The sequence below is a fragment of the Demequina sp. genome (assembly GCA_024707205.1).
GTDB lineage: Bacteria > Actinomycetota > Actinomycetes > Actinomycetales > Demequinaceae > Demequina.
The window spans coordinates 52,334-66,114 of record JANQAD010000001.1 but is presented as its reverse complement, the minus strand read 5'-3'; the positions used below and the strand labels follow the sequence as shown (position 1 = coordinate 66,114).

Genomic DNA, 13,781 nt, shown 5'->3' with positions numbered 1-13,781 from the left:
GAGCGAACGCCGTCTGGTCGCTCCACTGCGCCTTCTCGTTGGACAGCGCCAACACCTTGTCCTTCGCCGAGCCGAGCTGGTCGCTCAGGAGGTCGTTCGCGGACTCAAGTTGCTTGATCTCCTGCTGATGCTGGGCGATCCGATCGCCGAGCGAGTACCCCGTTGCGGTGAGACTCTCGACCTGGGCCTGCCACTTGCCGTTGACGTTCCACAGGTAGCCAGCGATGACGATCGCGGCGATGAGCATGATCGCGAGCACGCCAGAAAGGGCCATCCACATGCGCGCGTGCTGGTTGAGTGGCAGCAGCACCGGGATGGTGATGGTCTGGGGCTCCGGCCCGTCGGCAGGGGAAAGCGAGCCGGCAGGCAAAGGCGTGCCAGCCTGAGACTTCCCCCTACGTGCCATACCTAACTCACCGCTCCCGTGTACTTCTCACCCGGACCGTCGCCCGGGGCGTCGGGGACAACCGACGCCTCCCTGAATGCCAACTGCACGCTCCGCAGGCCGTCGCGCAGCGAGCGCGCGTGCATGTCGCCAAGATCGGGCGCCGCCGCGGTCACGAGCCCTGCAAGGGCGTTGATGATCGCGCGTGCCTCGTCGAGGTCTTTAAACTCCTCGCCGTCCTCGGCGAGCCCACACCGCAACGCGGCCGCGCTCAGTAGATGAACGCTTACGGTGGTGATAAGTTCCACGGCGGATACGTCGGCGAGGTCGCGTGTGAGGGAGTCCACGCCTTCAGTTTCTGGGCTCATGGTGCTATTCTGGTTCATCGACCGGTCGCGGCTTTCGCGACGCGCAAGTGGAGTTCACCTCCCACCCTCGGGCCAGCACATGGGCCAGGGTCTCGGTTTCGGCGCTGGCGCGCTTGAATTTAGGCGCCCGGCGTTGAATTCGATGGTGGCCTCTGCGCGTGCAGGGGCTCTTTTTTTGCCCTGCGGTGAGTACCCGAGCAGAAGGAGCAACCATCAACGAGCCTCGCATCAACGAGCGCATCCGGGTCCCCGAGGTCCGACTCGTCGGCCCCGCAGGGGAGCAGGTTGGCATCGTCCGCATTGAGGACGCTCTCCGGCTCGCGCAGGAATCGGATCTCGACCTCGTCGAGGTCGCGCCCGACGCGCGTCCGCCGGTAGCCAAGCTCATGGACTACGGCAAGTTCAAGTACGAAGCCGCAGTCAAGGCGCGTGAGGCGCGTCGCAACCAGGCGAACACCGAGATCAAGGAGATGCGGTTCCGTCTCAAGATCGATGAGCACGACTACGAGACCAAGAAGGGTCACGTTGTCCGCTTCCTCAAGGGCGGCGACAAGGTCAAGGTCACGATCATGTTCCGCGGACGTGAGCAGTCCCGGCCCGAGATGGGTCGCCGGCTCCTCATGAAGCTTGCGGACGAGGTCGCGGAATACGCCGTGGTGGAGAACGCGCCGAACCAGGAGGGTCGCAACATGTCGCTCGTGCTTGGCCCGCTGAAGAAGAAGGCGGAAGCCAAGGAGGAGCAGCGCAAGGCTCGCGAGGCCCAGAAGGCCGCCGCGGACGCCGAGCGCGAGGCACGTCGGGTGCCCAAGGCCGCTGAGGCGGTTGTGGAGCCCGACGCTGCGGTTGAGGAAGTCGTCGAGGCTCCGGCTGAGGCCGTGGTCGAGGAGGTTGAGGAGGCAGTGGCTGAGAAGCCAAAGCCCGCCCCCAAGCCCAAGGCGGCGCCCAAGCCCAAGCCGGCCGCAACGTCGGCCAACTAGAAAGTGTGCCCACCCCGGTGGGACTAAGCGAAAGGTGGAGCCAATGAGCCCCAAGAACAAGACGCACTCCGGTGCCAAGAAGCGCTTCAAGCTGACTGGCACGGGCAAGGTGAAGCACGCGTCCGCGATGAACGTGCACAAGTTCCAGGAGAAGACGAACGCGCGCAAGCGTCGCGTGGCCGTCGACAACATCCTCTCGGATGCTGACTCCAAGAAGATCAAGAAGCTGCTGGGCAAGTAAGGGAGATATGTAATGGCACGCGTTAAGCGGGCGGTCAACGCCCAGAAGAAGCGCCGGAGCACCCTTGAGCGGGCTCACGGCTACCGCGGTCAGCGTTCGCGCCTTTACCGCAAGGCCAAGGAGCAGGTCACTCACTCCATGGTGTACGCGTACGGCGACCGTCGTAAGCGCAAGGGTGACTTCCGCAAGCTCTGGATTCAGCGCATCAACGCTGCGTCCCGCGCGAACGGCCTCACCTACAACCGTCTCATCCAGGGCCTCAAGGCCGCTGGTGTTGAGGTGGACCGCCGCATGCTCGCCGAGCTTGCCGTGAACGACGAGGCCGCCTTTGCCTCGCTCGTCGAGGTGGCGAAGAAGGCCCTTCCGGCCGACGTCAACGCGCCCGCCGCGGCGTAATCGCACATGCCAGAACGCCCCGCAGGGGACGACCTGGACTCGGCTCAGCTCGCGAATCCGCGGGCCGAGCGGGTCAAGAGGGTCGCCGCCCTTGCGGGGCGTTCTGCGCGTTCCCGGGCCGGTCTGTTCCTGGTCGAGGGGCCGCAGGGGGTCCGCGAGGCTGTGTTGTTCGCCGCCCCGCGCGTGCGTGACCTCTATGTGACGCCCGACGCTGCCGCCCGGTATCGCTCCATCGTCACCGCCGCCTCGGATGCGGGGCTGTACGTGCACTTCGGCACCGATGAGGTGCTGCGGGCGATGAGCGCAGACTGCCAGGGCATTCTCGCTGTGGTGGAGACGGCGGGGGTGTCACTCGATGAGGCCTTGGCCGGCTCGCCCCGCCTCGTTGCCGTGCTCGCCGACGTGCGTGACCCCGGGAACGCCGGCACCGTCATCCGTGCTGCGGATGCTGCGGGGGCCGCGGCCGTGGTCCTGGCAGGCGAGAGCGTCGACGTGTTCAACCCCAAGGTGGTCCGAGCCACGGCCGGGTCGCTCTTTCATCTTCCCGTGGTGCGCGGGGGCTCGCTCGCCGAGACGGTCGCCGCGCTGCGCGCGGCCGGACTCACTGTGCTCGGCACCGACGGCACGGGCGAGATCGAGCTCCGGCCCGACCACGCCGTGCTCGCGGGCTCCATAGCCTGGGTGTTCGGGAACGAGGCCCACGGTTTGAGCTCCGAGGACCTCGAGTCCGCGGACCACACGGTGCGCATCCCGATCTCGGGCAAGGCCGAGAGTCTCAACCTCGCCACCGCCGCCGCGGTGTGCCTGTACGCCTCGGCGTGGGCGCACCGTTCCTGAGACCTCGCACGCTCCGCCTAGCGACGCTTCGCGCAGGCTCCTGACAAGCCGAACTCCGCGCAGGCTCCGCCCCGCTCATCCCACGGGTGCGGGGGAGCGGGTGGCGCAGGCTGGTATTCGTTGTCGCAGTGGATCGACGGAGACGGGCGGGATGAACCACACTTCTCCCGCGATGATTTCGATTTCCCACCCGAAGTCGTGCAGGCGGTGGTGGCAGCCGGAGCACAGCAGAACGCCGTTATCGATGTCTGTGGGTCCTTCATGGGACCAGAACTTGATGTGGTGCACGTCGCAGTGTGCGACGGGCGCGCCGCAGCGCGCACAGCCCTGGTCTCGTAGCGCGATCGCAAGCTTCTGAGCAGGGGTGAAGAACCGGGTCGAGTTCCCCAGGAACAGCGCCAAGCCGCCCTTGCCGGTGACGGCGGGCGCCACTTCCAGTCCGAAAGCGATCTGGGACAGCATCTCCAGGCACAGCGGTCCGGCGTAGCCGTGGCAGAACATCGGCCCTTTGCCCTTGGTCACATCCTCCGCTGCCGCGTGTACAACCACCGTGGTTTGCGCCGACTTGGGGCCCTCTTGGCAGCCCATCCGGTGTACCGCGAGGTCCGCGAGCGCGTCGGCCGCAAGTTCGCCGGGTTCGCGCCGCTCGGACGGGCGGATCCTGCGCTCGGTGCGCATGGCGTCGCGGGTCTTGTCTTCCACCCACTGGCGAAGGGCGATCCCGCGTATGGGGTCGAGCTCTCCGTGGATGCCGATCATGCCCTCGTCGGTCTGCCAGAACTTCACGTATGCCTTGTCTCGCAGCGACCGCAAGTGCCGGAGGTAGCCGTCGTGGTCAACCCGCTCAAACTCCTCGCGGCACATCGCCTTGACCCGTTGGACGGTGCGCGTCTTTGCACGATCCACTAGGGACCTCTCCAGCTCCGGGGTGGCCCCCGCCATCTTCACCAGCGTCGCGCGGATAAGAGAGGCCTTCTCCGCGGAGAAGTTGCGAGCTCCTACCTGCTGAGACAGGTGCGCATAGAGCGGCAAGGGCCCATCCTCAACCGGCGCCGCGCCCACGACGAGGGGAGCGCTGGACCCGGCGTCAGCGTCGGACATGGCGCCGCCGAGGGTCACGAGTTGCCCGGCTGCACCGCGTGAGACCTGCGCCACCTCGGACACCAGTGAGCCGACGTCGGAGAACCCTTTGGCGCGCGCGTACCGCTTGGTCCGGTCCTCGCCGGACGACAGTTCCGTGACGCGCGCGCTGAGCGCCGCCATGATCGCCTGCAGGGACTGCATTGCCTCGCCGCTCGCGCGAATCCACTCGACCGCCTCGTCACCCGTCAACGCGCGCGGTTCCACGCCCTCAAGCCCGGCAAGACCGGCGACCTGAGAACGAAGCACCTCAAGCGAAATCCGCATGAGACAAGCCAATCATCGGCCTCCGACAGAGGCCACATACCAGGACAAATCTGTGGATAACGCTCACGGTGAGCCGGGCGGGGGACGCGGGTTGAGCCATCGGGTCCGGAGGGGCGAGGCGCCCCTGGTACCCTCGCCACTCATGGACCTAGTGCCCCTGGACATCCCCGGCGCCCGCCAGACCGTGGAGCTCGAGAACCCGCACGGCGTTCTGTACAAAGTCCGGCTGGGCGGCGAGGTCATCAAGCGCGGCAGGGGCGGTTGGGCGATCCCGCTGCGGAACGGCAACACCGCACGGCTTAAGGCCAAGGGCTTGATTCCAGGTTTTCAAGTCCTCAAACTTGAGGATGAGACCCTCTTCGACATGGGCGAAGGCGTCGGCAAGCTCGAGCGCATCACCATGTTCGCACCGATTCTGCTGGTGATCTGGGTGCCGTTCGGCCTGGTACTCGGCCTATTGCTGTTCTTCTTGGGGCTTCCGCTGGTCAAGAACCTGCAGGTTCCACGCCCAATGCGCATCGCCGTCCCCATCGTCAACTTCGCGGCCGGCGCGATCATCCTCACGCTCCTGACCGGCCACATCGGCATCTGGGGTTAGGCTTACCCCGTGACGCGCAAGGCACTTTCGCCCTTTATCTAGGCCAGCAGAGCACCTGCTGGCCTGACAGGACGAGCCGCGCCAGCGTCGGGCCCCAAAAGGCCCCCGGGCGGCCGATAGAATCCAACCGATTCCCAGCCGGAGAGCCCCCCACATGACTGACCTAAATCCCCTGGACAGCGCCGCTATCGCCGCCGCGGTGTCCGACGCTGTGGCCGCCTTCGCCGCGGCCGTCACCCTTGACCAGCTCAAGGATGCGCGCCTTGCCCACACGGGCGACAAGGCGCCGTTGACGCTCGCAAACCGCGTGATCGGCTCGCTTGACGCTGCACAGAAGGCCGACGCTGGCAAAACCATGGGCGCCGCCCGCGCCGAGATCGGGCGTGCGTTGGCAGCCCGTCAGGCCGAACTCGAGGCCGAGCGCGACGAGCGCGTGCTCGTCGAGGAGGCGGTTGACGTCACCCTTCCCGTGACGCGCCGTGCCAAGCTCGGCGCCCGGCACCCCTCGAGGCGCTCCAAGAGCGCATGTGCGACACCTTCGTGGCCATGGGCTGGGAGGTCGCCGACGGCCCCGAGATGGAGGCCGAGTGGTTCAACTTCGACGCCCTCAACTTTGACCCCGACCACCCCGCGCGCGAGATGCAGGACACGTTCTTCATCGACCCGCCCAAGTCCGGCGTGGTGCTGCGCACGCACACCAGCCCCGTGCAGGTGCGCGCCGCCCTGGCCCGCCGCGAGGCACTGGTCAACGAGGGCCGCGGCATCTACGTCATCTGCCCGGGCAAGACCTTCCGCACCGATGAGCTCGACGCCACCCACACGCCCGTCTTCCACCAGATCGAGGGCCTGGCCGTGGACAAGGGCCTCACGATGGCGCACCTCAAGGGCACCTTGGACGCCTTCGCGCGCAGCCTGTTCGGCCCCGACGCCGTGACGCGCCTCCGCCCCAGCTTCTTCCCCTTCACCGAGCCGAGCGCAGAGATGGACCTGCGCTGCTTCGTCTGCGGCGGAAGCGATCCCGACTGCCGCACCTGCCGGGGAACCGGGTGGATTGAGTGGGGCGGCTGCGGCATGACGCACCCCAACGTATTGAAAGCAGCTGGAATCGATCCTGAGGTGTACACCGCCTTTGCGTTCGGAATGGGCATCGAACGCACCCTCATGTTCCGCCACGGCGTGCGTGACATGCGGGACATGGTCGAGGGCGACGTCCGCTTCTCCCAGCAGTTTGGCCTGGAGGTCTGACATGCCCAAGATTCCGCTGAAATGGCTCGCCGAGTCCGTGGACCTCGTCCCCGGCTCGACCCCCGAGGACGTCGCCACGGCGCTCGCCTCCGTCGGCCTCGAGGAGGAAGGCATCGAGGGCGGCGGCGTCGTTGGCCCACTCGTCGTTGGCCGCGTCCTGTCCGTCGTCTCCGAGCCGCAGTCAAACGGCAAGACCATCAACTACTGCCGCGTTGACGTCGGCGAGTTCAACGATCCCGCAGGGCCCGGCCACGCGCCCGACGACAAGGTTGAGTACCCCACGAGCCGCGGCATCGTCTGTGGTGCCCACAACTTCGTTGCGGGCGATTGGGTAGTGGTGGTTCTGCCAGGCGCGACGCTGCCAGGTCCGTTCCCCATCAGTGGGCGCAAGACTTATGGCCACTGGTCCGACGGCATGATCTGCTCTGCGCGAGAGCTCGGCTTGGGCGAGGATCACGCGGGCATCATCGTGCTCACAGAGCTCGGTTTCGACGCTGCGGATCTCACCGAAGGCCAAGACGCGATCAAGCTCCTCGGCCTCGACGAGTCCACGATCGAGATCAACGTCACCCCCGACCGCGGCTACTCCTTCTCCATCCGCGGGGTCGCCCGTGAGTACTCCCACGCCACGGGCCAGGAGTTCAGGGACCCTGCGGCCATCGAGCTCACCGGCACTCCCACAGGCGGCTTCGAGATCGCGCTGGAAGACCAAGCCCCCATCCGCGGCAACGTGGGCTGCGACCGCTTCGCGGCGCGCATCCTGCGCGGCTTCGACCCCACGGCACCGTCCCCGCAGGAGATCAAGCGCCGCCTCGAGCAGTCCGGCATGCGCTCGGTCTCCCTCGCAGTCGACGTCACCAACTACGTGATGCTCGAGCTGGGCCACCCCCTGCACGCCTACGACCTTGCCAAGGTGACGGCGCCGCTGGTGGTGCGTAGAGCGTCGGGCGGGGAGAAGCTGACGACCCTCGATGGCGCGGAGCGATACCTGGACCTCGAGGACATCCTGGTCTGCGACTCCGAGGGCGGGCGCGGCGCGCGGGCCGTGGGGCTTGGCGGCGTGATGGGCGGCCTCGAGACCGAGGTTTCGGAGACGACAACCGACATTCTGCTTGAGGCGGCGCACTGGGACCCGGTGACGATTGCGCGGACGGCGCGGCGGCACAAGCTGGGGTCGGAGGCGTCGCGGCGGTATGAGCGGGGCGTGGACACGGCCCTCGCGCCCATCGCGATCGAGCGCGCGCTCACGCTGATGCAGGAGTTCGGCGGCGGCACGATCGAGGACGTCTACACGGACATCGACAACACCGTGCCGCCGGCCGCGATCCCCATGGACGTGAGCTTCCCCGGCGAGATCGTGGGCGTGGAGTATTCGCCCGACGAGGTGGTTGCGTCCCTGGTAAAGGTCGGCTGCAGCGTGGATCGGGACAGTGGTGTTGGAAACGGCACCGAGAGCCTGCTCGTGACGCCGCCCACGTGGCGGCCGGACCTGGTGGCGCCCATCAACCTGGTGGAGGAGGTGGGGCGGCTGCACGGGTACGCGAACGTGCCGTCGGTGCTGCCGGTGGCGCCGCCTGGGCGCGGCTACACGCACGACCAGCACGTGCGGTCCACGGTGGCGCGCACGCTCGCGGAATGGGGCCTGACCGAGGTGCTCACGTACCCGTTCATGTCCGCTGCCCGCTTGGACGAGCTGCAGATTCCCGAGGGCGACATCCGACGCGATGTGGTGCGGCTCGCCAATCCGCTGTCTGCGGACCTGCCGCTGCTGCGGACGTCTCTGATGGCGACTTTGGTTGATGCCGTGCGTGTGAACCTCTCGCGTGGTGCGCAGGATGTGGCCATCTACGAGGTGGGACGCGTCTATCGCGCCTCCCGCATGGGCGAGATCCCGGCGCACGTTGATGGGGTCGCGATCACGCCCGACGAGGTGGAGCGGCTCGACGATGCCCTCGGCGAGCAACCGCGCCGCGTCGCCGGCATCATGACGGGTGCGCGCGAGGCGGCTGATTGGTCCGGTCCCGCCGTGCCCTGGGGATGGGCCGACGCTGTGGCCGCGGTTGAGCGTGTGGCCTCCGTTGTGGGGGTTTCGCTTTCCGTGGTCGCCGATCGCGTGGCGCCGTTCCACCCTGGCCGCTGCGCGTCGCTGTACGTGGGCGAGGACCTCATTGGCGTGGCGGGGGAATTGCACCCCAAGGTGCTGGAGACGCTGGGTCTGCCGGCGCGGACGGTGGCGTTCGAACTGGTGCTGAACCCTTTGGTGGCGCTGACTGCTGGTGTGATTGCTGCGGCCACGCCCGTGGCCGGTCACCCGCTCGCGAAGGAGGACTTCGCGTTTGTGGTGTCTTCGTCCGTGGCGGCTGGTGACCTGGTCGCCGCGCTGCGCGCGGGTCACGAGTTCGTCGAGGACGTCCGCGTGTTCGACGTCTACGAAGGGCCGCAGGTGGGCGAGGGCCGCAAGTCTGTGGCTGTGAACGTGGTGATGCGTGCAGCTGATCGAACGCTTTCCGCCGAGGACGTGCTCGCGGTGAGGACGGCGCTCATCGCTGCGGCCGCGCAGGAATTTGGGGCGGTGCTCCGCTGAGCGCCCGGCGTCAACCAGACGGCTCCTCGTTGTGAGGGTCGGCGACTATGTTCGGCTTGCCGTCGACGCGTTCGATCGCGGAGAAGATGAGCACGCGCTGCTAATGCGTGCATCGCTGTCGACGGTACCGCAGCCAAGCGGTATCCCGACCTCGGAGTAACTGAGCGATATTGCTGCTTCCTACGTGACAGCGCCGGGATTCTGGGGCCGATGGCGCTGCCTGGCGTCGACATACTTGTCCAGCAATTCCCCATCGCGCTCTTGGACCCTAAGGTCCGGAACCGCGACCTCGCATACACCGTCTACAAGTTCTACAGGTGCAATGTCGCGCATGGCGATGAGTTTGACGAGGGTTTCGGCCTCAACGAAGACGTTCGTTCCAACCCAGAGGGCACGACGTTCCGTGTCGCTGAGGGCACCTTGATGCTGAGCAACCGGCTCGTCTGGGGCCTTCTTGCTTGCGTGGTCTTCGCGGAAGAGAATTCTGAGGAGCGTGTCCCGGATGGCTACCACTTCACCTACGGTGGACGCGTGCGCATGTTCATCAACGATTGGTGGGGCTCCGGTACGCGATTTGAGCAGTCGATCGCGCCACTTTCGGTCGCGCCAACTCTGACCCTCGACTTCCAAGAGTGGATGCCATAGGGCGCGCGCGTTCGCCACGACTTGGCGCGCGGGTCGGCTACTTGGATCGGATCTTGCGTGCGTCTAGGACCCCGAAACCGTCCATGAGTGTCTTCTTCAACACGATTCGCAGCTCGTCGAAATTCCGTTCTGCGGGTCCGAGGCGGCCGAAGTCGATCGAGTACCAGAGGTTCGGGTAGTCAGCATCCGCTAGAGGCTGCCGCCAGCCCAGCGCGAGCAGTCCCTTGTACTCCTGCACTGTCAACGTTGCGGATCCCCCGTGCGACTTATCGTTCGAGGCTTCCACGAGGAAGCGGCCCTCCTCTCTTCGGCATTGCACGTAGGCACCCCGCTTCCCGAATTCCAGGACAAATGCGGAGCCGGTAGAAGCCTGCTCGGCCCAGTCACGAACGAGACCGTCAAAGTCGCCCCAGGTCTTGAAATCCGGACCATGCGAAGTGGCGCCTGCACCGCTCTTTTCGCGCTTACGCGTTGTTCTTCCGCTGCCTGTTAGTGCGATCGCAGCGGCGGACTTCGCGTAGCGGCGCAGGCTCTGTTCGACCTGAGTGTCGAACGAAATCGCCCCCGGCGGCATACGCGTGACGTCAATCAGCAGGTCGTAGTTGTACCCGCTCAAGTCGCACAGGACTTCCACGTTGTCGGCGTCCAACTCTCCTTCGTCTATCAGCAAGAGCGCTGCGTCGACGAACTCGAGGAGCACCGGATTCAGCCCCTGACGCAACTGCTGTGTCAGGTTCTCGCCGGCGAAGTCTTTGAACGCGCCCCAAAGTCCCATCAGACCTCTCCTTTCCCGGGTATTGCGCTCCGCTCTCTCCGGACTCTACCGCTCAAGCGCCGTCGTTCTTGATGGCAAAGGGCATCGCGTGAGACCCGTCAGGCGTTCAGGTTCGTATCGCCCGCGGACCGTGCACCACAATGTCTCCATGCCCCGCACCGCAGCGGCCAACAAGCCACCCGCCAAGGACCAGCCCCTCGAGTCCACTCTCTGGAAGGCCGCCGACGCCCTCCGCAACAACATGGACGCCGCCGAGTACAAGCACGTAGTCCTGGGCCTGATCTTCCTCAAGTACATCTCTGACGCGTTCGAGGACCAGCACGCCAAGCTCATGGCCGAGGAAGCAGAGACAGGCGCAGATCCAGAAGACAAGGACGAGTACACCAAGGACGGCGTCTTCTTCGTCCCCCCAGAAGCCCGCTGGGACCACCTACGAGACAACGCCCGGCAGCCAAACATCGGCCAGCTCATCGACAGTGCGATGGACGCCATCGAGCGCACGAACACCTCGCTCAAGGACGTTCTCAGCAAGAACTACGCCCGCGAGCGACTAGACAAGCGGCGCCTCGGCGACCTCATCGACCTCCTGAGCAACATCACGATCGGCGACAAGGAAGCCCAGAGTCGAGATGTGCTCGGAAGGGTCTACGAATACTTCCTCAGCCAGTTCGCCTCCGCAGAAGGCAAGAAGGGCGGCGAGTTCTACACGCCCCGCAGCATCGTCCGCCTCCTCGTAGAGATGATCGAGCCTTACAAGGGCCGCGTCTATGACCCCTGCTGTGGTAGCTCGGGCATGTTCGTCCAGTCGGTCGACTTCATCAAGGCGCACGCGAACGGCAACGGCAACGGCGGCCACTCGCCGGCGGACATCTCCGTCTACGGACAAGAGTCCAACCACACCACGTGGCGCCTCGCCAAGATGAACCTCGCGATCCGCGGCATCGACGGCCAGATCGCCTGGGGCGACACGTTCCACAACGACAAGCACCCCGACCTCAAGGCTGACTTCATCCTCGCCAACCCGCCCTTCAACATCTCGGACTGGGGCGGCGAGCGCCTTGCCGACGACAAGCGCTGGCAGTACGGCACCCCGCCAAAGGGCAATGCGAACTTCGGCTGGGTTCAGCACATGGTGAGCAAGCTATCGCCCGACGGTGTGGCTGGCTTTGTCCTCGCCAACGGCAGCATGTCTTCCAACCAGTCGGGCGAGGGCGAGATTCGCAAGAACCTCGTCGAGGCTGGCTTGGTCGACTGCATGGTGGCACTACCAGGTCAGTTGTTCTACTCGACTCAGATCCCCGTTTGCCTTTGGTTCCTCGCTCGCGACCGTTCAGGCAAGAACGACCTGCGCGACCGGCGTGACGAGATTCTCTTCATCGACGCCCGCAACCTCGGTCACATGGAGTCGCGCACACTCAAGAACCTGTCCGACGCTGACATCGCCAAGATCGCTGACACCTACCACGCGTGGCGCGGCGAAGTGGGGGCGGGGGAGTTCGAGGACGTTCCCGGCTTCACGAAGGCTGCGAGCCTTGACGAGGTGCGCAAGCACGGGCACGTCCTCACGCCCGGCCGCTACGTCGGTGCCGCCGCGGCCGACGAGGACGACGAACCGTTCGACGAGAAGATGAGGCGCCTCGTCGCGCAACTGCGAGAGCAGCGGGCCGAAGCCGCCCGCCTCGACGCCGAGATCAACAAGAACCTCGCGGAGCTCGGCCATGGCGGCTGACCTCACGCGCATGCGTCTCGGCGACTTCGTCGAACTCAAGCGTGGGTACGACCTACCGAAGCAACGGCGCAGCCCGGGCAACATCCCCGTGGTTTCTTCTGGAGGCGTTACGGACTTCCACGTGGAGGCCAAGGTCTGTGGTCCAGGCGTCGTCACAGGACGGTATGGGACGATCGGCGAGGTCTTTTACGTCGAGGGGGACTTCTGGCCCCTAAACACTGCGTTGTATGTGTCGGACTTCAAGGGTAACGACCCGCGGTTCGTGAGTTACTTCTTGCGAACGCTCGACTTCCTGAAGTACTCGGACAAAGCGGCTGTGCCTGGCGTGAACCGCAACCACCTTCACGAGGCAATTGTCGATGTGCCGGGAGTCGACGAGCAGCGCCGCATCGCCCACATCCTCGGGACCCTCGACGACAAGATCGAACTCAATCGCCGCACGAGCGCCACGCTCGAGGAGATGGCTCGAGCTCTCTTCAAGTCCTGGTTCGTCGACTTCGACCCAGTCCGGGCCAAGGCCGAGGGTCGCGACACTGGCCTCCCACTGCTCGTAGCAGACCTCTTCCCAGACCGATTCGATGACTCCGAACACGGTGAAACCCCGGCGGGCTGGGCCGCGGGCAAAGTCGGTGACGTTGTGTGGTGCAACGCTCACACGCTCGGCGCTAGTCAGCTTCCGGCGACCGTACGCTACCTGGATCTGGGGGGCGCCAAGTGGGGCTCGATCCTCGAGGTGCAACGACTTGGCGGTGAGGCGATACCGAGCCGTGCGCGACGCGATTTGCGCAGGGGCGACACTGTGATTGGGACCGTGCGGCCGGGCAATGGCTCGTACGCGCGAATCGAAGAAGATGGACTCATCGGCTCGACAGGTTTCGCCGTGCTAACTCCGAAGTCGGACAGCGACCGCGATTTCGTGTACCTGGCGGCGACCGCGCCGCGGCAGATTGACCAGCTCGAGGCGCTCGCGGACGGGGGTGCCTATCCCGCCGTGCGCCCGCAAGCTGTCTCTGACTTGCCGGTGGTTGTCCCCCCGGAACACTTGCGCCGCGAGTTCGCTCGCGCCGTATCGCCGCTGCTTAACCTTGTGTCGGCGGCGACCCGCGAAAGCGCCGTACTCCGCGGTGCCCGCGATACGCTCCTCGAAGAACTCATTAGCTAGGCCCGTCGGGTGGTAGCACTGGCTGTTCGCGTGGCGCAGCAACCGAGCGGGACCCGGCGCGTGGCTCGATTGAGATTGGCGCGGAGGAGGCAGTGATCCATGTGGATTACCGGCGGCGTCGACCTTCCCGACGAAGTCGTGGAAGCTCACGCGAGGGGGAGTTAGTTTTCTTCGTTGGGGCGGGGGCGTCGCGCGCGAGACCGTCGAGTCTGCCGCTGTATGACGGCTTGGCACGCCAGCTCGCAAAGCTTGCGGCTCACAAATTCTCTCGCCGTGGTGGGCTCGACTACTTCGTTGGTTCGCTTGAATCCTTGCCAGGTGGTTTTGACGCGCACAGGCACGCACACGCGATCATCTCGAACCCTAAGTCACGTTTCAACACAATGCACCAGGTCGTCGTTGCTCTAGCGCGCTCGAGTGGCGCCCCGCGCA

General features: G+C 65.8%; 11 protein-coding genes and 2 pseudogenes. 10 read left to right on the top strand and 3 right to left on the bottom strand.

Annotation, left to right across the window (positions count from 1 at the left end; genetic code table 11):
• Window positions 1-408: 408 nt before the first annotated feature.
• A complete protein-coding gene (locus NVV57_00340; protein MCR6711211.1) occupies window positions 409-753 on the bottom strand; it encodes a DUF1844 domain-containing protein in 345 nt (114 codons plus the stop codon).
• 212 nt (window positions 754-965) lie between these two features.
• Between NVV57_00340 and infC the strand changes: the two are divergent.
• From infC to NVV57_00320, 4 genes and pseudogenes are all read left to right on the top strand, one after another.
• A pseudogene (gene infC, locus NVV57_00335) lies at window positions 966-1,523 on the top strand (translation initiation factor IF-3).
• A 250-nt stretch (window positions 1,524-1,773) separates the two neighbouring features.
• Window positions 1,774-1,971, top strand: a complete 198-nt coding sequence (gene rpmI, locus NVV57_00330) for a 50S ribosomal protein L35 (protein ID MCR6711210.1) — start codon at window positions 1,774-1,776, stop codon at window positions 1,969-1,971.
• A 12-nt stretch (window positions 1,972-1,983) separates the two neighbouring features.
• Window positions 1,984-2,367: a 50S ribosomal protein L20 gene (gene rplT / locus NVV57_00325; protein ID MCR6711209.1), complete on the top strand. Its 384-nt coding sequence runs from the start codon at window positions 1,984-1,986 to the stop codon at window positions 2,365-2,367.
• A 6-nt stretch (window positions 2,368-2,373) separates the two neighbouring features.
• Complete coding sequence (locus tag NVV57_00320) at window positions 2,374-3,204, top strand: RNA methyltransferase (protein MCR6711208.1); 831 nt, start codon at window positions 2,374-2,376, stop codon at window positions 3,202-3,204.
• Window positions 3,205-3,279: 75 nt separating this feature from the next.
• Here NVV57_00320 and NVV57_00315 read toward each other — a convergent pair whose 3' ends face one another.
• The gene (locus tag NVV57_00315) at window positions 3,280-4,611 is read right to left on the bottom strand and encodes an HNH endonuclease (protein ID MCR6711207.1); all 1,332 of its coding nucleotides are present in this window, start codon (window positions 4,609-4,611) and stop codon (window positions 3,280-3,282) included.
• A gap of 142 nt (window positions 4,612-4,753) precedes the next feature.
• Here NVV57_00315 and NVV57_00310 point away from each other — a divergent pair, with 142 nt between their 5' ends.
• The 4 genes and pseudogenes from NVV57_00310 (at window position 4,754) to NVV57_00295 (ending at window position 9,683) form a co-directional block, all read left to right on the top strand.
• A complete protein-coding gene (locus NVV57_00310) occupies window positions 4,754-5,209 on the top strand; it encodes a hypothetical protein (GenBank protein ID MCR6711206.1) in 456 nt (151 codons plus the stop codon).
• A gap of 154 nt (window positions 5,210-5,363) precedes the next feature.
• Window positions 5,364-6,454 (top strand): annotated as a pseudogene (gene pheS, locus NVV57_00305) (phenylalanine--tRNA ligase subunit alpha).
• A 1-nt stretch (window position 6,455) separates the two neighbouring features.
• Complete coding sequence (gene pheT, locus NVV57_00300; protein ID MCR6711205.1) at window positions 6,456-9,038, top strand: phenylalanine--tRNA ligase subunit beta; 2,583 nt, start codon at window positions 6,456-6,458, stop codon at window positions 9,036-9,038.
• 210 nt (window positions 9,039-9,248) lie between these two features.
• Window positions 9,249-9,683: a hypothetical protein gene (locus tag NVV57_00295; protein ID MCR6711204.1), complete on the top strand. Its 435-nt coding sequence runs from the start codon at window positions 9,249-9,251 to the stop codon at window positions 9,681-9,683.
• 37 nt (window positions 9,684-9,720) lie between these two features.
• On the opposite strand, the gene NVV57_00290 is transcribed toward NVV57_00295, so the two are convergent.
• Window positions 9,721-10,458 (bottom strand): hypothetical protein, encoded by a 738-nt coding sequence (locus NVV57_00290; protein ID MCR6711203.1) that lies wholly within the window; start codon window positions 10,456-10,458, stop codon window positions 9,721-9,723.
• A gap of 148 nt (window positions 10,459-10,606) precedes the next feature.
• Between NVV57_00290 and NVV57_00285 the strand changes: the two genes are divergently transcribed.
• Entirely contained in the window at window positions 10,607-12,187 is a 1,581-nt protein-coding gene (locus NVV57_00285) for a type I restriction-modification system subunit M (protein MCR6711202.1), read from the top strand.
• Window positions 12,177-13,349 (top strand): restriction endonuclease subunit S, encoded by a 1,173-nt coding sequence (locus NVV57_00280; protein MCR6711201.1) that lies wholly within the window; start codon window positions 12,177-12,179, stop codon window positions 13,347-13,349. The genes NVV57_00285 and NVV57_00280 overlap by 11 nt, the downstream gene beginning before the upstream one ends.
• The last annotated feature ends 432 nt before the right edge of the window (window positions 13,350-13,781 follow it).

What these genes read in the sequence shown, in the direction of transcription:
- NVV57_00315 (MCR6711207.1), bottom strand. Translation starts at nt 4,611, where the DNA reads ATGCGGATTTCGCTTGAGGTGCTTCGTTCTCAGGTCGCCGGTCTTGCC.
- NVV57_00295 (MCR6711204.1), top strand. Translation starts at nt 9,249, where the DNA reads ATGGCGCTGCCTGGCGTCGACATACTTGTCCAGCAATTCCCCATCGCG.
- rpmI (MCR6711210.1), top strand. Translation starts at nt 1,774, where the DNA reads ATGAGCCCCAAGAACAAGACGCACTCCGGTGCCAAGAAGCGCTTCAAG.
- pheT (MCR6711205.1), top strand. Translation starts at nt 6,456, where the DNA reads ATGCCCAAGATTCCGCTGAAATGGCTCGCCGAGTCCGTGGACCTCGTC.
- NVV57_00285 (MCR6711202.1), top strand. Translation starts at nt 10,607, where the DNA reads ATGCCCCGCACCGCAGCGGCCAACAAGCCACCCGCCAAGGACCAGCCC.
- NVV57_00340 (MCR6711211.1), bottom strand. Translation starts at nt 753, where the DNA reads ATGAGCCCAGAAACTGAAGGCGTGGACTCCCTCACACGCGACCTCGCC.
- NVV57_00310 (MCR6711206.1), top strand. Translation starts at nt 4,754, where the DNA reads ATGGACCTAGTGCCCCTGGACATCCCCGGCGCCCGCCAGACCGTGGAG.
- NVV57_00280 (MCR6711201.1), top strand. Translation starts at nt 12,177, where the DNA reads ATGGCGGCTGACCTCACGCGCATGCGTCTCGGCGACTTCGTCGAACTC.
- rplT (MCR6711209.1), top strand. Translation starts at nt 1,984, where the DNA reads ATGGCACGCGTTAAGCGGGCGGTCAACGCCCAGAAGAAGCGCCGGAGC.
- NVV57_00320 (MCR6711208.1), top strand. Translation starts at nt 2,374, where the DNA reads ATGCCAGAACGCCCCGCAGGGGACGACCTGGACTCGGCTCAGCTCGCG.
- NVV57_00290 (MCR6711203.1), bottom strand. Translation starts at nt 10,458, where the DNA reads ATGGGACTTTGGGGCGCGTTCAAAGACTTCGCCGGCGAGAACCTGACA.